A 20,450-nucleotide genomic window follows, 5' to 3' on the forward strand; every position below is an offset into this window, starting at 1 on the left:
GGATCCGTTGAACGCTCACCGTTGCACCCCTCGTACCTCTGGGAAAGGTGAGAGCCAGCGGGTTCAGCGAGGGATGACCATGGTCAAGGCGCACGTCTCCACGCACGAGTTGGTCGCCGGAAGGTACCGGCTCCTGGAGGTCCTTCACCGCGAGACGAACCGCATGTGCTGGTATGCCGAGGACGTCGAGGCCGCACGGCCCTGTCTCCTCACGCAGACGGTTCTCCCGGCCGGCTCCGACGGGGAGACGGTGCGGCGGGCCACCGCTCGGGTGATCCGCATGTCCGAGACCATGGGGCTGTTGCGGCCGGGCAAGGTGGCCACGGTCGTCGACGCGATCGAGGAGAACGGCACCCTGTGGACCGTCACCGACTGGATCGACGGCATCCCGCTGGGGGAACTCCTCGCGCAGGAGGGCACGTTCAACCATGTGCGGGCCGCGCGGATCGGCCTGGAGCTGCTCGACGTGCTGGAGGCGGCCCACGGCGAGGGCATCACGCACGGCGAGCTGAGTCCGGGCCAGGTGTTCGTGCGGGACCAGGGCCCCGTCGTGGTCACCGGCTTCGGCCTGGCCGGCACGACCCTCGTACCGCGCGTGACGGCACCGTCGTACGCCTCTCCGGAACAGGCCCGCGACGAGCGCATCGGACCGGCGGCCGACCTGTGGGCGCTGGGTGCGCTTCTCTACACGATGGTCGAGGGCCGTCCGCCCTTCCGTGAACGGGACCGGCCCGAAACCACGTTGAAGGGAGTCGACCGGCTTCCGCTGCGCACCCCCCTGCGTGCCGGGCCGCTCACCCAGGCGGTGCAGGGGCTTCTCCGCAAGGATTCCAGGGAGCGGCTGACCCGGCCGGTGCTCCGCGAGGCGCTGGTCCGCGTCCTCAACGAAGACCCCGAGATGCTCGCACCGTCGGCGCCGCGGCCCCGGCTGCGCCGGGTGTACGCCGCCGCCCTGCATGCGGGCCCGGGGTGGAGCAGGCGCACCATGATCGCCGGGACGGCGCTGGCCGTCGTCACGGTCTCCGTCGCCGTGCTCGCGGTCTCCCGTCAAGTGTCCGACAACGATGGCACGTCGGAGGCGGGTGCGGCGCCCCGGCCGCCCGCTTCGACCACCGTCCCTGAGCGACAGTCCCCGTCGCCGTCGGCGACACCGTCTCCCACGCCGACGCCGACGCCCACACCGACACCGACACCCACTCCGACGTCCGCGTCCCCCTCTCCCACGGGCACGCCCCTGCCGCCAGGCTTCAGCCGCTACCACTCCCCCGAGGGGTTCTCCCTGGCCCTCCCCAAGGGCTGGAAGCCGCTCCGGACCACCCGCCAGGAGGATCTGGCCTACCGCGTCGTGCTCGGCAAGGAGGGCGACCCGCGCACGCTGGCCGTCACCTACAGCGAGCGGCTGGGCCCCGACCCGGTCGCCGTCTGGCGGGACGACGTCGAGCCCGAGTTGCAGCAGGACGGCGGCGACTACCGGCGGATCGGTGACATCCGCGCGACGACGTACCAGGGCCGCGAGGCCGCCGACATGGAGTGGCTCGCCGATGTCGACGGCACGCGTGAGCGTACGTTCGGCCGCGGCTTCCTCATCGGCGAAAGCCGCGGCTACTCGCTGCGCTGGACGACTCCGGCAGCCGACTGGGACGACGACGCCAACCGCGAGGCGCTGGCCGCCTTCCTGCGGACCTTCCGGGTGCCGTCAGACTGAGCCGCGGGGTGCGCGCATCCTGCGCAGCGGGCCCCGGTGCAGCGGCTGCGTGGACCACCCCGCGGTGAAGGTGCCGTCGGTGAGCGAGCACGTCACGACCAGGTGATGCGGCGTCTCCAGGAAGGCGACGTCCACGACGAGGGTGTCCGCGTCGCTCCACCCCCCGCTCACGGCGGTGGGGACCGGTCCCTCGGTGACGGTCCACCCGTCGTCGCCGATCGGCACCTCCAGCGGCTGTCCGTCGTCGACCAGCGTGAGGCTCCGGCCGCCCGTGACCTGCACCGCGGTCAGTGTCGGCTGGTCCGCGCAGGCGCCGCCGTGCGGCGTGAACCCGGCCGCGGACCAGGCCTCCGCGCGCTCCGGCGGTGCCGGCTTGCCCGCGGCCGGAGCCAGTGCGAGCCGCGCCAGCCGTTCGGCCAGGGCGGTGTCGCGCTCCTCCCGGCCCGTCAGCGGCTCGGGGCCGAACGCGGGCAGCAGATGGTCCCAGACCAGGTTCAGGTACTTCTGCATCTGCTCGGTCGCCGCGGTCGTCGCGATCACGGCGTCGTGCTCCGGCAGCACCAGGCAGAACTGTCCGAACGCGCCGTCGCCGCGGTAGCCGTGCCGGGACATCCAGAACTGGAAGCCGTAGCCCTGCTGCCACTCGATCCCGCTCATGTCGATCTCGGCATTGGAGATCTGCGCCCGCGTGGCCTCGGCCACCCACGCCTCGGACAGCAGCCGCTCGCCCTCCCACACGCCGCCCTGCACATACAGCTGACCGAGCCGGGCGACGGCGTCGGTGGTGGCGTGCAGGCCGCTGAAGCCCAGTTCGCGGCCGGACCGGTCGCTGATCCAGGCCGTCTCGCCGATGCCGAGCGGATCCAGCAGCCGGGGCCGCAGATACTCCGTCAGCGACTGGCCGGTGACGCGTCGCACGATCTCGCCGAGCGTGTACGTGGTGGGCTGGTTGTAGGCGAAGACGGTTCCCGGGTCGCGGTCCGGCGGCAGCAGCAGGAAGCCGCGCACCAGGTTCTCGTGGTCGAGGCCCAGGGCCGGGTAGAGGGTGTCGGTCTCGTGCCCGCTCGCCATGGACGCCACGTGCCGCACCAGCATCGCGCGGCTGCGCGGGTCGGTGATGTCGGCCTCGAACTCCGGGAAGTACGAGATCACCGGGGCGTCGAAGTCGATCAGCCCCGCGTCGGCCGCGAGCGCGGCGGCGGCCGCCGTGAAGCTCTTGCTGAGCGAGTACAGGAGATGCAGGCGGTCCTCGGTGTACGGCGCCCACCAGCCGGACGCCACCAGGTGGCCGTGCCGCATGATCATCAGGCTGTGCGGTTCGATGTCCGGGGCGGCGTCGAGGGCGTCGAGGAAGGCGTGGACACCGGATGCGTCGACGCCCTGGGCGGCGGGGGTGCTGGCGGGCAGCAGGCGAACACTCATGCCCGCATCCTCTCCCGACCGTCCCGCGCGATCGAGGGGTCTGCCGACGAACGGGAGGCGAACCACATCGGCCCGAGGCCGGGAAAAGCATCGCCATGAGCCCATATAGGCTGCCTGTCGCACGAGTTCCTGCCACACCGGCACCACCCTTCAGGAGAGTCACCCGTGACCCTGGCGACCGTCCCGTCCGAGACGTCCCCCGCGCCCCTGTCCGACCTTGTGGCGCGGGACGCGCGCGAGTTCGGGGTGTATGCGCGGACCGGAGGCTGGGCCTTCGGCCTGCTGGTGGCGCGCAGCGTACGGCCCGGCGGACAGGGCGCGGAGGAGACGCCGAAGGTGTCCGCGAAGGAGTTCGCCGAGCTCGCCGGGTGCTCCGCCGAGCGCGTCATGCGCTACTACAAGGCCTGGGACCGGGCCGCCGACGACGGTCTCGTCCCGCACTTCGAGGCGCTGGCGCCGGGCCAGGACGTCGAGTTGCCGGACGCGGACGTATGGCTCGGCTACTACGTCTCCCGCAACAGCGCCACCTCCGAGCGCGGCACCGCCATCACCGAGGCCGCCGAGGCGGAGGGCATCCGGCCGACCAAGGCCCTCGAGGTCGCGGAGAACCCCACCGCGCTGCGCGCCGCCATCCTGGCCGATCCGTCCACCGCCCGGGCGGCCCGCCAGGCGCTCCTGGATCGTGTCCTCGAAGACCCGGAACTCCAGGCCGAGTTGGCCCGGGACGTCGTGCGCACCGACGATCTGAAGAAGGCCGTCGCCACCGAGAGCCGGGCGGCCGACCGGATCGGATACGTCCGTCAGATCGCCGAGTCGGGCCAGATCAAGACCCCCGCCGGACAGACCGTCGACGCACCCTCCGACGTGCGCCAGGAGGCCGAGCGGCAGCTGTCCCTGATCGACGAGCTGGACGACGGCGAGGACTCCGGCGAGTGGGCCGGCGAGGCGTACGACACCATGAAGTCCCTCATCGCCGAGACCGTCGAGGCCGACCCCGAACTCCGGGTCCAGGAACGGCGGACGAAGTTCTACAGCAGCCTCCAGCGGGCGACGAAGGTGTTCGAGGAGCTGACCTTCGACGACGCCCAGGACTTCTACGAGGACGACATGGTCCAGCAGTTGGAGGAGCTCCAGCATGCGATCAGCACCTGCATCGCGGCACTGCGCGGGGCGCGCGGGGAAGCGTCCTGACCACCCAGGGTGACGTGCTCGGTCTCACCGTGGCGTGTGGCGGTACCGCGTCCACCACGGCACGCCGAACCAGCACACCACGTACCACACCACGATTCCGGCGACGAGCCATGGCACGTAGTCGTCGCTGCCCGTCGCGACCCGGAGGATCAGCAGCAGCGCGGCGGTCATCGTGGCCAGCAGCAGCAACAGACCGACGAGGGTCAGCCGGGAGGCCCACGCCACCGCCTGCGGTTTGACCTGTCGGCCCGCCACGAGCCGGTGCAGTGTCACCGGGCCGATCAGCGCCCCGGTGGCGGCGGCGCCCAGGACGACGGTGACGATGTAGATGTTCTGGTCGGTGTCGTCCAGATCCACGAACCGTGGCGTGAACACGACGGTGAGCAGAAAGCCGAACAGGATCTGGACCCCGGTCTGGGCGACCCGGATCTCCTGGATCAGCTCGCCCCATTTCCGGTCGGCCCGCTCTTCGGGGGTCTCGTCGCGACCCCGGTCGTCCGGGTCCGCGTTCTTTCCCGTGACCGACAAGGTTCCTCCCTGATCGATCGAATCCGCTTGGTGTCTCGGGCCCCGAGTGCCCAGATTCAGCCGGTTCGATCGGTCAGGGCTGCGGCACCGGCTACCAGCGGCTCTCCACCTGGTCCTTGATCCGGCGGTCGTAGAGGTCCCGGATCGCGGTGAGCGTCTCGTCGGACAGTTCCGGCAGCTTGGCGGCGGCCGCGTTGGCGCGGGCCTGCTCGGGCGTGCGGGCACCGGGGATGACGGTGGTCACGCCGGGCTGCTGGACGATCCAGCGCAGCGCCAGCTGGGCCGGCGTGCACCCCTCCGGGGCCAGGGCGGAGAACTCGGCCGCGGCCTCCACGCCCGTGGCGTAGTCGACGCCGGAGAAGGTCTCGCCCTGGTCGAAGGACTCGCCGTGGCGGTTGAAGGTGCGGTGGTCGTTCTCGGCGAAGACGGTGTCCTTGGTGTACTTGCCGGAGAGCAGACCCGAGGCCAGCGGAACCCGGGCGATGATGCCGACGCCCGCCTCGTGCGCCGCCGGGAGCACCTCGTCCAGGGGCTTCATGCGGAAGGGGTTGAGGATGATCTGCACACTCGCCACGTTCGGCCGGGCGATGGCGGTCAGCGCCTCGGCGCAGGTCTCCACGCTGACGCCGTAGGCGGCGATGCGCTCCTCGGCGACGAGCGTGTCCAGGGCGTCGAAGACCTCGTCGGAGGAGTAGACGGGCGTCGGCGGGCAGTGCAGCTGCACCAGGTCGATGCGGTCGACGCCGAGGTTGCGGCGGGAACGGTCGTTCCAGGCGCGGAAGTTGTCCAGGACGTAGTTCTCGGGGATCTGGTCGACGCGACGGCCCATCTTGGTGGCGACGAAGACGTGCAGATCGGGGCGCCCGCGCAGGAACCCGGCGATGGTCTGCTCGCTACGTCCGTCGCCGTACACATCGGCGGTGTCGAAGAAGGTCACCCCCGTCTCGGCCGCGGCCTCCAGCACCGCAAGGGCTTCCTTGTCGTCGACGTCTCCCCAGTCGGCACCCAGCTGCCACGTGCCGAGACCGACGACGGATGCCTGCTGACCCGACCTACCGAATGCGCGCTCGTCCATGGCGTCAGTCTGTCATCCGACACCGACCTGCGCGGAGTCGGCTCCTCCGGTCACTTCCTGTGAATCGTTCACTCACACGAGTGACGGGAATCGCTGGGGAACATGCACGTGTCAACGCGCCTCTAGCGTGAGCGCGTGATCGAACATTCATCGCATCCGGGCGGCGGCCGACCCGCCCCGTGGACCCGCCGGGGTTTCCTGCTCACCGCCGGCGCACTGGCCGCGACAGCGAGCACCAGGGCGGCCGCGGCTGCCGAACTGCCGGGCTTCCCGGCGGACATCACCCCGTACCGCTCGGCGTACCGCAACTGGGTTGGCGAGATCACCGCGGACGGGCTCTGGGCCTGCGCCCCGAGCGGCCCGGAGCAGGTGGCGGCCGTCGTCAACTGGGCGTGGCGGCACGGCTGGCGGGTGCGCGCACGCGGCTCCTCGCACGGCTGGTCCCCGCTCACGGTCACCGAGGACACGCCGTCGGCGAGCGCCAGCGAGATGGGGGTTCCCCCGGCCGAAGGCTCGGGGAGGGTCTTGCTGGTGGACACCGCCCCGCACCTCACCGGCCTGGCCCTGGACTCCCCCACCTCCGTGCGCGCCGGGACCGGCATCACGCTCGAGGCCCTGCTCGCGTATCTCGAAGCGCACGGTCTCGGGGTCACGGCCACACCCGCGCCCGGAGATCTCACCCTCGGCGGCGCCCTCGCCATCGACGCGCACGGTACCGCCGTACCGGCCGAGGGTGAGCAGCGACTGCCCGGCCACACATACGGCTCGCTCAGCAACCTCGTGCTGGCGCTGACGGCGGTGGTGTGGGACGAAGCCGCCGGTGCCTATGTCCTGCGGACGTATCAGCGGGACGAGCCGGACTGTGCCGCGCTCCTCACGCACCTGGGGCGCGGTCTGGTCACCGAGGTCGTGCTGCGCGTGGGCGCGAACACCAAGCTGCGCTGTGTCAGCCGCACGGACATTCCGGTCGGCGAGCTCTTCGCGGCTCCGGGGACGGGCGGACGGACCTTCGCGAGCTTCCTGGCGGAGTCCGGGCGGGTCGAGGCGATCTGGTTCGCGTTCACGGAGTTCCCGTGGCTGAAGGTGTGGAGCGTGTCACCGACCAGGCCGCTGACGTCGCGGCGAGTGACGTCGCCGTACAACTACCCGTTCTCCGACAACGTGCCGACGCCGGTGGCGGATCTGGTCGGGCGGATGGTGTCGGACGGGGCCTGGTATCTGGCGCCGGTGCTCGGCAACGCGCAGTACGACGCGGCCGCGCTCGGGCTGGTGGCGACCCTGTCGGCGGACATCTGGGGTCCGTCGAAGAACACCCTGCTGTATCTCCGGCCGACCACGCTGAGGATCAACGCGAACGGGTATGCGGTGCACACGTCACGGGACCAAGTCCAGCGTGTCGTCGCCGAGTTCACCGACTTCTACCGGGAACGGCTCATGGCGTACGCGGCCATCGGCAAGTATCCGGTCAACGGTTCGGTCGAGATCCGGGTGACGGGACTCGACGATCCGGCCGACGCCGAACTGGCCGGAGCGCAGACCCCGTTGCTGTCGGCGCTCCGGCCCGGCGGTCCCGGCCGGGACACCGCCGTCTGGCTCGACGTCCTCACGCTGCCCGGCACCCCGCACGCCGAGGCGTTCCTGCGGGAGATCGAGCAGTTCCTGCTGGCGACCTTCGACGGCACCCGGGTCGAATGGTCCAAGGGCTGGGCCTACACCGACCGGGCCGTGTGGAGCGACGAGGAGGTGCTGGGCACGGTGGTCCCCGCCTCGTTCGGTCCGGACGTGTGGGGGCGAGCGGTCGAGACGCTGGACCGGCTCGACCCCCACCGTGTCCTCGGCAATGACTTCCTCGACCGGTTACTGCGTTGAGTGCCGATGAGGGCTGGGCCCATCGCGTCGGCTTCCCGGACGATCAGGCGTCAGCCGTACGGCACTCCGGGTGCCCCCAGCCCTGCGGGTTCTTGGCGATCGGCTCACCGGCCGCATAGGGGCGGCCGCACATGCAGCGTCCCGGGAACTTCGCCTTGATCGTGCGGGCGGAGCCGCCGGCCTTGCGGGGCCCGGCCGCGGCGGTCTTGCGACGCGGGGCACCGGAGGCGGGGGTGTCGGGCGAGGGCGGCGGCGGGGGTGAGCCGAGTTCGCTGCCCGCGGGTTCCTGGACCACCGCGGCCTGGCTGGCGGCCCGGTCGGCGAAGTCGTTGAGCGGGTCGCCGTCGACCTGGTGGGCGGGGACGTAGCGGAAGTCGACCTTGCGGCCGTCGAGGAGTTCGTCGATGCGGACGACGAGGTCCTGGTTGGCGACCGGCTTGCCGGCGGACGTCTTCCAGCCGTTGCGCTTCCAGCCCGGCAGCCAGGTGGTGACGGCCTTCATGGCGTACTGCGAGTCCATGCGGATCTCCAGCGGCACGTCCGGGTCGATGGCCGTCAACAGGCGTTCCAGCGCGGTCAGTTCCGCGACGTTGTTGGTCGCCTTGCCGAGCGGGCCCGCCTCCCAGCGAGTCGGCGTCTCGGCTTGGTCGGCGACCACCCAGGCCCAGCCCGCCGGTCCGGGGTTTCCCTTCGAAGCCCCGTCGCACGCGGCCACCAGTCGTTCACGCATGCGCCGATCATGCCATGCACGGGCCGGGCCCCGGGTCGCGGTGTGGGATCAGACGTCGGTGAGGTTCGGCATCTCACCCTGGGTGTTCGTGGTGTCGATCACGGAGAAGTTGGCGCCCTGTGGGTCGGTGAGCGCCGCGAACCGTCCGAACGGGCTGTCCATCGGCCCGAACCGCAGAACGGCGCCGAGCTTGGTCGCCTTGGCGACGGCGTCGTCGCAGTCGCGGACTCCGAAGTAGACGTTGATGTAGGGCGGCACCTCGGGCGGGAAGTCGTCGGTCATCTTCATCCGGCCCAGGGCGGGGTTGCCCGCGAGGTTGTAGACCCGGAAGTCCATCGCGTCGTCGTCCATCTGCTGTGACGTGTACGGGAAGACGGCGGGGAAGAACGTGTCCGACTTCCTGGGCTCACGCGTGAAGATCTCCGCCCAGCAGAACGCGCCCGCCTGGTCCATGGGCGCCTCGAACCCCTCATGGGTGCCCGCCTGCCACACACCGAACACCACGCCGCCGGGGTCGCTCGCCAGGCACATGGTGCCGAAGTCACCCACCTGCATCGGCTCCATCACGACCTGGCCGCCGTTGTCACGGATCTTGCCGGCGGTGGCTGCCGCGTCCGGCGACGCGAGATACAGACACCACTGGGACTGCTCTTCCTGGCCGGGCATCGGCGGTACGACGGCGGCGACCGCCTTGCCGTCCACGTAGGCCTGGGTGTAGTTGCCGTATTCCGTCGACGCTTCGCCGAAGGTCCAGCCGAGGACGTCACCGTAGAAGCTCTTCGCTCCCTCGACGTCGCTGAACATCGCATCGGCCCAACAAGGGGTTCCCTCAGGTTGCACGGCCATGACTGCGGCCCTTTCGGGTGGGTTGGCTGTCCGGATCGGGTGGGTTGGCTGTCCGAATTCTCACGCTAGTCACCCGTAGACCGGACCGCGCGCCGAATGCGTGACTCCGTTCCAGACTGGAGGGGTACGGGGGCGGACTCCGGGTGGACGGGGCGCGGGATGGCGGACGGAACGATGCGGGCGTGGGCCGTGATGCGCCCGGGGCCCGTCGAGGAGGGGGCCCTCCGGTTGGTGGAGAAACCGCTGCCGGAGCCGGCGGACGACGAGCTGCTCGTGCAGGTGCGCGCGTGCGGGGTGTGCCGGACCGATCTGCATGTGACCGAGGGTGACCTGCCGGTGCACCTGCCCGAGGTGACGCCGGGGCACGAGGTCGTCGGCGTGGTCGCGGCCTTCGGGGCGGCGGTGCGGGGGTTCGCGGTCGGGGATCGGGTGGGCGTGGCATGGCTGCGGCGCACGGACGGTACCTGCGGGTACTGCCTGCGCGGGGCGGAGAATCTGTGCCCGCACTCCGAGTACACCGGCTGGGACGCCGACGGCGGTTACGCGGAGTACACGACCGTGCCGGCCGCGTTCGCCTACCGGCTCCCCGAGGGCCTCGACGACGTGGCGGCGGCGCCCCTGCTGTGCGCCGGGATCATCGGCTATCGCGCACTGCGACGGGCGTCGCTGCCGCCGGGCGGACGGCTCGGACTGTACGGCTTCGGGGGCAGCGCCCATCTGTGCGCGCAGGTGGCGCTGGCCGAGGGCGCCACCGTGCATGTGCTGACCCGGGGTGCGGCGGCACAGCGGCTGGCCCTGGAGCTGGGGGCCGCGTCGGCGCGCGGTGCGCAGGAAGCACCGCCGGATCCGCTCGACGCGGCGATCCTGTTCGCGCCGGTCGGCGATCTGGTCCCGGTCGCACTGCGCGCCCTCGATCGCGGCGGTGTCCTGGCCGTCGCCGGGATCCACCTCACCGACATCCCGCCCCTGCGCTACGAGAGCGAGCTGTTCTACGAGAAGGAGCTGCGCAGCGTCACCTCCAACACCCGTGAGGACGGGCGGGAGTTCCTGGCGCTGGCCGCCCTGCACGGTGTACACGCCACGACGCACACCTATCCCCTGTCGGGAGCAGATCGGGCACTGGCCGACCTCAAGCACGGCCGCTTCGACGGGGCGGCGGTGCTGGTGAACGACATGGCGTCGGGTCCTGTGGAGCCGATGAAGGACGGGGCGACCAGTTCAACGACGTAAGGCCCATGGCCCTCAAGTGGGCGACGGAGACCGGCCGGGAGCGTAGGCGGGGGCCGTCGCGGCAGCCGCCGTCGTACGGCCCCGCGACCGCCGGACCCACGGCGGGCAGCAGATCCGGCACGGGCTCGTGCGGCGACTTGGTCATCCCCGCACCGCACGGGCCCGCGCCGGGTCTCCCCCTGGCGGCTCCCCCCTTGAACCGTGGGCATTTACTGTTCTACCTTCGCCACATGGTCGGGGCATCAACGCCCGCTCATTGGCGACACAACGCCGGGGAGCGCAGCGAGATGGGGGTCCCCCCGGCCGAAGGCCGGGGGGAGGATGGGCCGGTGATGTGGAATGCGTCCGCACCTCGCTCTGATCGAGGACGACCCCGACTTCGCACTGATGTGCCGTTCCTATCTCGAGCGCGAAGGCTTCACCGTCACCTGGGCCATCGACTCCCGTGCCGGCAAGACAGTGCTGTACGAGGGCCTCATCGACCTGGCGGTGCTGGATCTGGGGCTGCCCGACGGCAGCGGTCTTGAGCTGCTGCGCGCGGTGCGTTCCACCAGCCGTCTCCCGGTCATCGTGGTGACCGGGCGGGGCGCGGAGGCCGACCGGGTCGCGGGGCTGGAGATCGGCGCCGACGACTACCTGGTCAAGCCGTTCTCGCAGCGCGAGCTGGTGGCCCGGATCCGGGCCGTGCTGCGCCGCTCGCAACCGCCCGAGACACCTGAAGTCCTCCAGGTGGGGTCGTTGCGGGTCGACACGGGCGCATGCCAGGCCTCCGCCGCCGGCACGCTGTTGACGCTGCGCCCCAAGGAGTACGCGCTGCTGGAGGTGCTGGCCGGGGCGCCCGGGCGGGTGTTCTCCGCGCAGCAGCTGCTCGAACAGGTCTGGGGTGCCACCTGGCCCCAGACCGCGACGGTGATCGAGCACGTGTACCGGCTGCGCGGCAAGCTCGCGGGGCTGCCCGCACCCGCTCCGCGGATCACCACCGTCCGCGGGTACGGCTACCGCCTCGACCCGTGAGCGCCGCCATGCCAATGACCGGCCCGGACTTCCGGAGTCTCTTCGACGCCACGCTGTCGCCTTTGCTGATCCTCAGCCCCGACTTCACGATCGTCGAGGTCAACCGCGCCTACTTGACGGCCACACACACCGAGCGGGACATCGTCGGGCGGCCGATCTTCGAGGTGTTCCCCGACAATCCTGACGACCCGTCGGCCGACGGCGTCACCAATCTGCGCCGCTCGCTGGAGACGGTGGTGGCAACCGGCCGCCCGGACGTCATGGCGTTGCAGCGCTACGACATCCCCTCGGCCGAGGAGGGCACCTTCACCGAGCGCTACTGGAGTCCGGTCAACACACCGGTCGTCGATGCCGACGGGCAGGTGACGCACGTCATCCACCGGGTCGAGGACGTCACGGAGTTCGTGCATCTGCGCCGCGTCGGCCGGGAGCAGAAGCGGGCCGCGGCCGAGACGCAGATGCGGGCGGAGGGCATGGAGATCGACCTGTTCGTCCGCGCCCGGGAGATCCGCGAGGTGAACGAGCAGCTCAGCCGGGCCAACAGCGAACTGCACGCGGCGGGCCGACGGCTCAAGGAGGAGCAGCGGGCCAAGGACCGGTTCATCGCCACGCTCTCGCACGAGCTGCGCAACCCGCTGGCAGCCGCGACCGCGGCCATCGAACTGCTGGCGCTGGACCTGCCCGACGGACATCCGGCGCTGTCGGTCCTGGAACGCCAGTTGGGCACGCTGGTGCGGATGACCAACGACCTCCTGGACGGCACGCGCGCGGTGAACGGGCGGCTTGAGCTGGTGCGGGAGCGGACCGACCTCAGGTCCGTCATCGAAGGTGCCTGCGCCGACATCCGGGGCCTGTTCGGGCACGAGGACCGGACGCTGCACCTCAGCCTGCCGCCCGGCCCGGTACCCGTGGACGGGGACCGGCTGCGGCTGGCCCAGGTCCTCACGAACCTGCTGTCGAACGCGCTGAAGTACACGCCGCCGGGCGGCCACACCGAGGTGCGGCTCGCCGTCGAGGAGGGGCAGGTCAGGCTGACCGTGCAGGACGACGGCATCGGTTTCGACCCCGGTCAATCGGAGGACCTCTTCGGGGTGTTCATGCGGGCGGCGCCGACCGGCCCGCACACCCCCGAGGGCCTCGGGCTGGGGCTCTCGGTCGCCCGGACGGTCGTGGAACTGCACGGCGGCACCATCTCGGCACACAGTGACGGGCCGGGCAAGGGCGCGTCGTTCACGGTGCTGATGCCGGTGGCGGACACCTCGGTGCCGCAGCCGCCGCACCCCCTGTCCGCGGTCCGGCGGACCCGGCGTCATCTCGCCATCCTGATCGTGGAGGACAACACGGACCTGGCGGCGACCTATCGCACTCTGCTGGAACGGCAGGGCCACCACGTCACGGCCGTGCACACGGGCGCCGACGCGCTCACCGCCACGCGGGCCGATCTGTTCGACGTCGTCCTGTGCGATCTGGGCTTGCCGGACATCGACGGCTACACGGTCGCGCGGGGTGTGCGGGCCCTGCCGCACGGGGACCGGATCCGGCTGATCGCGGTGTCCGGGTTCAGCCAGGGCACCGATCACGCGCTGTGCCGGGCGGCCGGGTTCGACACCCACTTGGCGAAGCCGCTGCCGCTCACCGATCTGCTGGACCTGCTCGAGCGGCCGTGACGCGTGTCTTCCCCCTGAGGCCCGGCTGTGCTTGCCTGGGGAGCCTTTTTCCGTGTCCGGGGCGGGGAGTTGCTGCATGCGGAGACCGTGGATCGTGGGGGTGTTACTGGCCGGTCTGCTGCTCGGCGCGTGCGGGGATCCGGCCTCCGAGCCGGAGGAAGCACCGCCCACGCCCTCCGCACCGGCGGGCACGACGCGCCAGCAGGCGCCCACCACACCGACCAGGACCGCGACGGCACCCACCGTGCTCTACCTCGGGGACTCCCTGGCCATGGAGAACCAGAAGGTGCTGGGGCAGGAGCTGCGCAACGACCTCGACGCGCGGTACACGAGCGCCCCGTACTCCGGAACCACGCTCTGCGACTACCTGGAGGGCACGAACGAGCGCTCCCTCGTCCCGGACGCGGACAAGGCGGCCGCCCTCGTGCGTTCCCTGCACCCGGACTTCGTGGTGCTCCAGTTCTGGGGCAACGCCTGGGGCTACACCTGGTGCATGGACGGGATCACCCACGACAAGGCCCGCAGCACGTACTTCGCACGGTATGCCGCCGACGCCGCACGCCTCACCGAGCAGATCACCGCGGCCGGCGGATCCAAGCGTCCGCGGATCGTCTGGGTGCTGCAGGGCCCGGACCCAATCACCCCGGACCGGGTCCGCCGCGTGAACGCGATCTACGAGCAGCAGGCCACCGCCTCCGGCGACCTCGTCGCCGACGCCGGCGGGACGGTCAGCCCGGACGGCGCCCGCTACACCTGGACGAAGTATCTGCCCTGTACGGCGTACGAACGCGAACACCCCGACTACTGCACCCAGCCGGGCGCCGACCGGACGACGCTGCACTTCGGCGACGACTACCTGCACTTCTGTCTGGCGCCCACGACGTCCACACCGAAGCCGTGCCCGGTCCGGTCCCCCGGCATCCTGCGGATCGCCCGGGAGATCACCCGGGTGATCGGCGAACGAGCTCGGTCTCGATGAGCCGGTTGAGGTGACGGCGGGCGTCCGCCGTGCTCAGCGGGGGTGCCTGGCGCAGCCGTTGCAGGGCGAGTCCGTCGGCGAGCGCGGCGAAGCGGGCGGTGAAGCCGTCGAGGTCGTCACCGGTGAACTCGCCGTCGGCGACGCCCCGTTCGGCCAGGGCGCGGATCTGCTGATGCCAGGCCTCGTACCGCTGTGCCTGTCCGCGCGCGAAGGCCTCGTCCGTGACGCCCTTCTCGGCCGAGGAGCCCGCGTTCCAGTAGTCGAACCACATGCGCCAGTGCCGGTCGGTGTCCTCGGTGAACAGCGCGTCGACGAGCAGCCGCAGCGCCTCGGCCCCGCTGGACGCCTGCTCGGCGGCTTCGCTCAGCTCGGTGTAGTAGCGCTCGATGTGCAGCACCATCGCCTCGGAGAGGATCTCCTGCACGCTGCCGAAGTGGTAGGTGACGGTGCCGACGGACACTCCGGCCGCGGCGGCCACGTCCCGTACCCCGACGGCGGCATAGCCGCGCTCGGCGATCAGCGGGACAGCGGCCTCCACGATGAGCCGGCGGCGCACCTCGGTGGGCTGCCGGGTGCGGTCGGCGGCGGCGACGGCACGGCGCGGGGACTTCGCGGCCTGCGGGGGCTTGGCGGGCGTCATCCGGAGGTCCTCGGTGTGGTGCGGTGCCATGCGCGCTGGGCCACTGTCTCTCCGTTCGCCCGGGTCTCGATGCGACTGTCCATGATGAAGTCCGCCGCCGTGGCACGCAGCTCCGTGCGCGCCATGATCTCAGCGTCCCAGTCGTCCCCGCGCCGCAGCCGGATGTGCCACTCCGACACCGCCTGCGCGGACAGCGGATCGTCGCCGCGGACGCGGTACGTCTCCCTGGCGCTCTCCTCGTAGCGCAGCCCGTCCGGATACGTCCGCGATCCCCCGTAGTTGGGGTCGACCTCCAGCGTCCACTCCCCCTTCGCCACATCGTGCGTGACGAGCCGTTCGGGTGCGGGTTCGGCGGGCCGGTCGTAGGTGACGTCGAGCGGCGGGGCCTGCTCGGGCTCCTCGAAGAGGATCGGCGGCCCGGGGGCGTCTTCGCGTACGGGCAGCAGTACGGCGCTCTCGGCCGGTACGACGCGCAGTTCGCCGCGTTCCCCGTGCGGCCACACCCACGGCCAGTAGGCGTCGGAGACGGCGACGCGGAGACGGTGGCCGGGCGGGAGGGCGTATCCGATCCCGGTGAGCTCGAACTCGACGTCCTCGTACGTCCCCGGCGTCCACTCGACGGCCCGGTCACGGCCGTGCCTGCTCAGCAGGTTGAGCACCCCCCGGGTGACGAGCGTGGACGAGCCGTCCGGCGCGACGTCACAGAGGCGGACGACGACGTGGGCGCGTGGCGTGGCGCTGTCGAGGCGGAGTCGTACGCGCGGTCGGCCGAGGATCTCGACGCGCCCGGTCAACGGCTCCGAGTCGAAGCACACCGAACGGCCGTCCTCCGCACGCTGGTCGGGCGGCAGGTCGCTCGCGTTGCCGAACGGGAAGAAGCGGCCGGCGTCGAGGCCGGTGTGGAGCGGGGACCGTACGAGGACGGGGTCGGCACCCGCACCCAGTACCCGCCGGTCGAACGTGATGTGCGGCGACGGCCAGTCGGTCTCGCCCACCCAGCGTCCCGGCATCACGTCGTACGAAGTGGCGGGCGGCACCCGGTCGTTGACCCAGGCGCGCAGCAGGGGCTCCTTCATGACGCCCGTGTCGACGCCCTTGAGGTGCTGGTCCCACCAGCGCAGGGTCTCCTGGAGGAAGCCGATCGCGGGGCCCGGCGGGAGTCCCCGGTCGGGGTACTGGTGGGACCAGGGGCCGATGAGCCCCCGTACCCGCTCGGCGGGCAGCCGCTCGACCAGCCGCAGCACGGTGTCCCGGTACGGGTCGTTCCAGCCGCCGACCGCGAGGACCGCGGCGTCGATCGCGGTGTAGTCCTCGCAGACGCTCCCGTGCCGCCAGTAGGCGTCGCGCTGCTGATGCTCCAGCCAGGTGTGCAGGAAGGGTTCGAGCGTGTCCAGGCGCTCGCGCCACATCGGCAGCCAGCGGTCGGCGCCGACGTTCGCCGGGTCCGGTGGGCGGGAGGCGAAGGCGAGCATGGTGCCGGCCCAGGCGAGCATGTCGATGCCGAGGACGGCGCCGCCGGTGTAGTGGACGTCGTTGTCGTAGCGGTCGTCGGTGGAGCAGACGGTGACGATCGCCTTGAGCGGCTCGGGGGCGAGGGCGGCGATCTGGAGGGAGTTGAAGCCGCCCCAGGAGATACCGAACATGCCGACCTTGCCGGTGCACCAGGGCTGTGCAGCAAGCCAGTTGACGACGTCGACGCCGTCCGCGAGTTCCTGCGCGTCGTACTCGTCGCCGGGGACGCCCTCGCTGTCGCCGTGGCCGCGGATGTCGACGCGGACGGAGGCGTAGCCGTGTCCGGCGTACCAGGGGTGGCGCTGGGCGTCGCGCGGGGCGGTCCAGTCGCTCTTGCGGTACGGAAGGTATTCGAGCAGCGCGGGCACCGGGTCGGACTCGGCGTCCGCGGGGCGCCAGATCCGGGCGTGCAGCCGGGTCCTGCCGTCCCGGGTGGGGATCCACACGTCCTCGCGGATCACCTGTCGTTCGAACTGCTCGCGGTACTTCACACAACTCCTTCCAGTGCGGTGGAGCGCCAGCGGCGGACCCGATGGCCGTTTCCGTGGTCGGTCCAGATGTCGTCCGGCGCGGCCGCGTCCTCCCAGTCGGGGGCTTGCTCGACCAGGGGGGTCGCGTCGGGGTCGGGTTCGAGGGCCGCCGCCATCAGCTGCCGGGTGTAGGGATGCCCGGGGTCGGCGAACACGGCCTCCGTCGGGCCCTCCTCGACCACGACGCCGTGGCGCAGCACGACCACGCGATCCGCGATACCGCGTACGACGGCCAGGTCGTGGCTGATGAACAGACAGGCCAGTTCGCGTTCCCGGCGCAGGTCGTCGAGCAGCCGCAGGACGTCGGCCTGCACGGACACGTCCAGTGCCGTGGTGATCTCGTCGGCGATCAGGACGTCCGGCTCACCCGCCAGCGCCCGCGCGATGCCGATGCGCTGCCGCTGGCCGCCGGAGAGCTGTGCGGGCAGCCGGTCGGCGAGGGCCGGGTCGAGACGTACGTCGGAGATGAGCTGCCGGGCGCGCTCGGCAGCCTCGCCACGACCGCCCGCCGTGCCGAAGAACCGCAGCGGCCGCCGGACCGCCTCCCCCACCGAGCGCCGTGGATTGAGCGAGGTGTCCGCGTTCTGGAAGACCAGCTGCACCCGGCGCCGCAGCGACAGCGGCCGCCGCTGCGCGGGCGCGGACAGATCGCCCGCCTCATGGGTCATCGCGCCGCCGGACGGTGTGCGCAGTCCCGCCAGCGCCCAGGCCAGCGTCGACTTTCCGCTGCCCGACTCCCCGACGAGGGCGAGCACTTCGCCACGCCGGACGTCGAAGGAGACACCGTGCACGGCACGCGTCCTGCCGTAGTCGATCGTGATGTCCTGCGCGGAGACGGCGACCGTGGCATCGGCGGGTACCTCCGCCCTGGGCCTGACCTCCCGCTCGCCCGCCTCCCCGACGAGGGCGAGCCCGGCGTCGTCGAGACGTGGCACGCTCGCCAACAGCCGTCGGGTGTAGGGGTCTTCGGGCGCCCGGAACAGGGTCCGCGTGGGCGCGGCCTCCACGACCTGCCCCGACCGCAACACGGTCACCTCGTCGGCCATGTGCGCGACCACGCCCAGATCGTGGCTCACCAGCACGGCCGCCAGGCCGAGTTCGTCGCGCAGGGCTGCGATCAGGTCGAGGACGCTGCGCTGGGTGACGACGTCCAGGCCGGTGGTCGGCTCGTCGAGGACCAGTACCTTCGGCCGGGCCGCGACGGCCATGGCGATGGCGACGCGCTGCTGCTGGCCGCCGGACAGCTCGTGCGGGTAGCGGCGGGCCAGCTCGGCGGGGTGCGGCAGCCGGACCTGTTCGAGCAGGTCGACGACGGGGATCTCACCGCCCACCTCCTCGATCTGCTTCCCGATGCGCATCGAGGGCGTGAGCGCTTGGCCCGCGTTCTGGCCGACCATGGCGACCGTCCCACCGCGCAGCCGTCGCAACTCCCTGGCGGGCAGGGCGAAGACGTCGGAATCGTGGACGTGCACCGAGCCCCCGGTGATCCGGGACCCGTGCCGCAGATGCCCCAACAGGGTCGCGGCGACGGTCGACTTGCCGCTGCCGGACTCGCCGACGAGCGCGAGCGTCCGCCCCTCGGCGACCTCGAAGGACACCTCGTGCACCACGGGCACGTCACGGCCGCCCGAACGGTACGCGACGGACAGGGAGTTCACGGAAACGATCGAGGTCGTTGCGTTCGAGGCCATCAGGAGCCCTCCCTGATCCGGTCGACGCCCCACGCCTTGGACAGGCCGTCGGCCGCGAGGTTGAGCCCGACCACGAGCGTGGCCAGGGCGATGATCGGCGCGAGGCTCGCCATCGGGACGACCGTGATGGCGGTGCGGTTCTCGGCGACCATCAGACCCCAGTCGGGGGTGGGCGGGTCGGCGCCGAAGCCGAGGAAGGACAGCGAGGAGATCAGCAGGACGACCCAGGAGGCCCGCATCGCGAACTCCACGCACACCACGTCCGTGATGTTCGGCAGCACTTCCCGGCGCAGGATCGACCAGGTGCTCTCGCCGCGGGCCCGGGCCGCGGTCACATAGTCGGCGGGGACCACCGCGAGGGCGGCGCCGCGCACGACCCGGACGACCTGAGGGGCGTACACGACGGCGACGGCGAGCACGATGACCGCCGGGCCGGTGCCGAGCGCGGTCACGACGACGAGCAGTACCAGGATCGGCGGCACGGACAGGACCGCGTCCAGCACCCGCCCCAGCACGTCGTCGAACCAGCCGCCGCGCAGGGCGGCCGCGCATCCGATCACCGTGCCGAGGGCGACGGTCAGCACGGTGGCGCCGACGGAGACGCCGAGCGCGTACCGGCCGCCGTAGAGCACGCGCGCGAGGACGTCACGGCCGTACTGGTCGGTGCCCGCCCAGTGGTCCCAGCTCGGGCCGAGCAGTGCCTCGGAGGGGGCGTTGGCGATGGGGTCGTACGAGGTGAGGAGCGGGGCCAGCAGGGCGATCACGACGTGTACGGCGACGATCGCCAGGCCGATGACGGCGATGCGCGAGGTGCGCAGGGTGCGCCAGGCGCGGGCGGCCACCGGGGCGACGGCGAGTGTGGTCATCGGGTCCTCCCGCGCGTACGGAGCTTGGGGTTGAGGGCCATGGCGCCGAGGTCGGCGGCGAGGTTGCAGACGACGTAGACGACCGCGCTGATCAGGGCGATGGCCTGGATGACGGGCAGGTCCCGGTTCTGCACGGAGGAGAGCATCAGCTTGCCGATGCCCGGGTAGTTGAAGACGTTCTCGACGACGGCGACGCCGCCCGCGAGCCAGGCGACGTTGAGGGCGATGACGTGGAGGGTGGGCAGGAGCGCGCTCGGCAGGGCGTGCCGGGTGACGACGCGCCAGGTCGACAGGCCCTTCAGACGGGCGGTCGTGACGTACTCGCTCGCCATCACGTCGATGACCGAGGTGCGGGCCATGCGGACGATGTACGCGGCCATGACGATCGCGAGTGCGAGGGCCGGGAGCCAGACGGCGGGCAGGAGTTGGCCGACGGTGGCGTCGGGGCCGTAGAGGACGACCGCCGGGAACCAGGGCAGCGCGACCGAGAAGCACAGCACCAGCACGGTCGCCACGACGAACTCGGGGACGCTCATGCCGACGAGGCTGACGGTGGAGATGACGTGGTCGGGCCAGCGGTCGCGGTACAGGCCCGCGAGGATGCCGAGGACGATCGATCCGGTGACCGCGAAGAGGACGGTCACCAGGGCTATCAGCGCCGAGTTGGCGAGATACGACGACACCTCGCCGCCCACCGACCCACCGGCGACGAGGGAGGTGCCGAAGTCGCCGTGCACGGCGCCCGTGATCCAGTCGGCGTAGCGCTCCCAGGCGGGCTGGTCGAGCCCGAGCTGCTTCCGTAGCGCGGCGACCGCGTCCGGGGTGGCGTCCTTGCCGAGGACCTGGGTGGCGACGTCGCCGGGCAGGGCCTGCACGGCGAGGAAGACCAGCACGGAGGAGAGGAAGAGCGTGCCGAGGGCGGCGGCGACGCGGCGGGCGAGGAAGGAGAGCATGC

At 71.6% G+C, this 20,450-nt stretch carries 17 protein-coding genes; 7 read left to right on the forward strand and 10 right to left on the reverse strand.

Annotated features, from left to right (window positions below; translation table 11 throughout):
- Positions 1–79 precede the first annotated feature (79 nt).
- Positions 80–1,705 carry a serine/threonine protein kinase gene (locus tag ACIHFB_RS02650; protein ID WP_400124974.1) on the forward strand — a complete coding sequence of 542 codons (1,626 nt, stop codon included), beginning with the start codon at positions 80–82 and terminating at the stop codon, positions 1,703–1,705.
- Here the strand turns inward: ACIHFB_RS02650 and ACIHFB_RS02655 are convergent.
- A complete protein-coding gene (locus ACIHFB_RS02655) occupies positions 1,697–3,127 on the reverse strand; it encodes a serine hydrolase domain-containing protein (protein WP_400124975.1) in 1,431 nt (476 codons plus the stop codon). The genes ACIHFB_RS02650 and ACIHFB_RS02655 overlap by 9 nt on opposite strands.
- A gap of 165 nt (positions 3,128–3,292) precedes the next feature.
- On the opposite strand from ACIHFB_RS02655, the gene ACIHFB_RS02660 reads away from it, so the two are divergent.
- The gene (locus ACIHFB_RS02660; RefSeq protein ID WP_400124976.1) at positions 3,293–4,318 is read left to right on the forward strand and encodes a hypothetical protein; all 1,026 of its coding nucleotides are present in this window, start codon (positions 3,293–3,295) and stop codon (positions 4,316–4,318) included.
- 24 nt (positions 4,319–4,342) lie between these two features.
- Here the strand turns inward: ACIHFB_RS02660 and ACIHFB_RS02665 are convergent, their stop codons facing one another.
- Positions 4,343–4,846, reverse strand: coding sequence for a DUF6328 family protein (locus ACIHFB_RS02665; RefSeq protein WP_365268964.1), 504 nt, complete (start codon positions 4,844–4,846; stop codon positions 4,343–4,345).
- Positions 4,847–4,937: 91 nt separating this feature from the next.
- Positions 4,938–5,921 (reverse strand): aldo/keto reductase, encoded by a 984-nt coding sequence (locus ACIHFB_RS02670; protein ID WP_400124977.1) that lies wholly within the window; start codon positions 5,919–5,921, stop codon positions 4,938–4,940.
- Positions 5,922–6,056: 135 nt separating this feature from the next.
- On the opposite strand from ACIHFB_RS02670, the gene ACIHFB_RS02675 reads away from it, so the two are divergent.
- Positions 6,057–7,790, forward strand: a complete 1,734-nt coding sequence (locus ACIHFB_RS02675) for a cholesterol oxidase substrate-binding domain-containing protein (RefSeq protein WP_400124978.1) — start codon at positions 6,057–6,059, stop codon at positions 7,788–7,790.
- A gap of 43 nt (positions 7,791–7,833) precedes the next feature.
- On the opposite strand, the gene ACIHFB_RS02680 is transcribed toward ACIHFB_RS02675, so the two are convergent.
- On the reverse strand, positions 7,834–8,520 hold the full coding sequence (locus tag ACIHFB_RS02680; RefSeq protein WP_365268972.1) for a ribonuclease H: 687 nt from the start codon (positions 8,518–8,520) through the stop codon (positions 7,834–7,836).
- A 48-nt stretch (positions 8,521–8,568) separates the two neighbouring features.
- The gene (locus ACIHFB_RS02685) at positions 8,569–9,366 is read right to left on the reverse strand and encodes a VOC family protein (RefSeq protein ID WP_400124979.1); all 798 of its coding nucleotides are present in this window, start codon (positions 9,364–9,366) and stop codon (positions 8,569–8,571) included.
- 174 nt (positions 9,367–9,540) lie between these two features.
- Here ACIHFB_RS02685 and ACIHFB_RS02690 point away from each other — a divergent pair, with 174 nt between their 5' ends.
- From ACIHFB_RS02690 to ACIHFB_RS02705, 4 genes are all read left to right on the forward strand, one after another.
- Positions 9,541–10,596 carry a zinc-binding alcohol dehydrogenase family protein gene (locus tag ACIHFB_RS02690; protein WP_365270999.1) on the forward strand — a complete coding sequence of 352 codons (1,056 nt, stop codon included), beginning with the start codon at positions 9,541–9,543 and terminating at the stop codon, positions 10,594–10,596.
- A gap of 339 nt (positions 10,597–10,935) precedes the next feature.
- Positions 10,936–11,610: a response regulator transcription factor gene (locus tag ACIHFB_RS02695; protein WP_365268977.1), complete on the forward strand. Its 675-nt coding sequence runs from the start codon at positions 10,936–10,938 to the stop codon at positions 11,608–11,610.
- Positions 11,611–11,618: 8 nt separating this feature from the next.
- A complete protein-coding gene (locus tag ACIHFB_RS02700) occupies positions 11,619–13,277 on the forward strand; it encodes an ATP-binding protein (protein WP_400125586.1) in 1,659 nt (552 codons plus the stop codon).
- A gap of 76 nt (positions 13,278–13,353) precedes the next feature.
- A complete protein-coding gene (locus tag ACIHFB_RS02705) occupies positions 13,354–14,256 on the forward strand; it encodes an SGNH/GDSL hydrolase family protein (protein ID WP_400124980.1) in 903 nt (300 codons plus the stop codon).
- Here the strand turns inward: ACIHFB_RS02705 and ACIHFB_RS02710 are convergent.
- From ACIHFB_RS02710 to ACIHFB_RS02730, 5 genes are read right to left on the reverse strand one after another with little or no spacing between them, the layout of a single operon-like run.
- Positions 14,219–14,896, reverse strand: coding sequence for a TetR family transcriptional regulator C-terminal domain-containing protein (locus ACIHFB_RS02710; RefSeq protein WP_365268985.1), 678 nt, complete (start codon positions 14,894–14,896; stop codon positions 14,219–14,221). The genes ACIHFB_RS02705 and ACIHFB_RS02710 overlap by 38 nt on opposite strands.
- Positions 14,893–16,899 (reverse strand): CocE/NonD family hydrolase, encoded by a 2,007-nt coding sequence (locus ACIHFB_RS02715; protein WP_400124981.1) that lies wholly within the window; start codon positions 16,897–16,899, stop codon positions 14,893–14,895. Before ACIHFB_RS02715 ends, ACIHFB_RS02710 begins: the two co-directional genes overlap by 4 nt.
- Positions 16,896–18,629 (reverse strand): dipeptide ABC transporter ATP-binding protein, encoded by a 1,734-nt coding sequence (locus ACIHFB_RS02720; RefSeq protein ID WP_400124982.1) that lies wholly within the window; start codon positions 18,627–18,629, stop codon positions 16,896–16,898. The genes ACIHFB_RS02715 and ACIHFB_RS02720 overlap by 4 nt, the downstream gene beginning before the upstream one ends.
- Entirely contained in the window at positions 18,629–19,495 is an 867-nt protein-coding gene (locus ACIHFB_RS02725; protein WP_365268994.1) for an ABC transporter permease, read from the reverse strand. The genes ACIHFB_RS02720 and ACIHFB_RS02725 overlap by 1 nt, the downstream gene beginning before the upstream one ends.
- Positions 19,492–20,448 (reverse strand): ABC transporter permease, encoded by a 957-nt coding sequence (locus ACIHFB_RS02730; RefSeq protein ID WP_365268996.1) that lies wholly within the window; start codon positions 20,446–20,448, stop codon positions 19,492–19,494. The genes ACIHFB_RS02725 and ACIHFB_RS02730 overlap by 4 nt, the downstream gene beginning before the upstream one ends.
- Positions 20,449–20,450 lie beyond the last annotated feature (2 nt).

This window comes from Streptomyces sp. NPDC051963 (assembly GCF_044593495.1).
Taxonomy (GTDB): domain Bacteria; phylum Actinomycetota; class Actinomycetes; order Streptomycetales; family Streptomycetaceae; genus Streptomyces.

What these genes read in the sequence shown, in the direction of transcription:
- ACIHFB_RS02730 (WP_365268996.1), bottom strand. Translation starts at nt 20,448, where the DNA reads ATGCTCTCCTTCCTCGCCCGCCGCGTCGCCGCCGCCCTCGGCACGCTC.
- ACIHFB_RS02720 (WP_400124982.1), bottom strand. Translation starts at nt 18,629, where the DNA reads ATGGCCTCGAACGCAACGACCTCGATCGTTTCCGTGAACTCCCTGTCC.
- ACIHFB_RS02685 (WP_400124979.1), bottom strand. Translation starts at nt 9,366, where the DNA reads ATGGCCGTGCAACCTGAGGGAACCCCTTGTTGGGCCGATGCGATGTTC.
- ACIHFB_RS02710 (WP_365268985.1), bottom strand. Translation starts at nt 14,896, where the DNA reads ATGACGCCCGCCAAGCCCCCGCAGGCCGCGAAGTCCCCGCGCCGTGCC.
- ACIHFB_RS02680 (WP_365268972.1), bottom strand. Translation starts at nt 8,520, where the DNA reads ATGCGTGAACGACTGGTGGCCGCGTGCGACGGGGCTTCGAAGGGAAAC.
- ACIHFB_RS02690 (WP_365270999.1), top strand. Translation starts at nt 9,541, where the DNA reads ATGCGGGCGTGGGCCGTGATGCGCCCGGGGCCCGTCGAGGAGGGGGCC.
- ACIHFB_RS02670 (WP_400124977.1), bottom strand. Translation starts at nt 5,921, where the DNA reads ATGGACGAGCGCGCATTCGGTAGGTCGGGTCAGCAGGCATCCGTCGTC.
- ACIHFB_RS02650 (WP_400124974.1), top strand. Translation starts at nt 80, where the DNA reads ATGGTCAAGGCGCACGTCTCCACGCACGAGTTGGTCGCCGGAAGGTAC.
- ACIHFB_RS02695 (WP_365268977.1), top strand. Translation starts at nt 10,936, where the DNA reads ATGCGTCCGCACCTCGCTCTGATCGAGGACGACCCCGACTTCGCACTG.
- ACIHFB_RS02725 (WP_365268994.1), bottom strand. Translation starts at nt 19,495, where the DNA reads ATGACCACACTCGCCGTCGCCCCGGTGGCCGCCCGCGCCTGGCGCACC.
- ACIHFB_RS02655 (WP_400124975.1), bottom strand. Translation starts at nt 3,127, where the DNA reads ATGAGTGTTCGCCTGCTGCCCGCCAGCACCCCCGCCGCCCAGGGCGTC.
- ACIHFB_RS02700 (WP_400125586.1), top strand. Translation starts at nt 11,619, where the DNA reads ATGCCAATGACCGGCCCGGACTTCCGGAGTCTCTTCGACGCCACGCTG.
- ACIHFB_RS02705 (WP_400124980.1), top strand. Translation starts at nt 13,354, where the DNA reads ATGCGGAGACCGTGGATCGTGGGGGTGTTACTGGCCGGTCTGCTGCTC.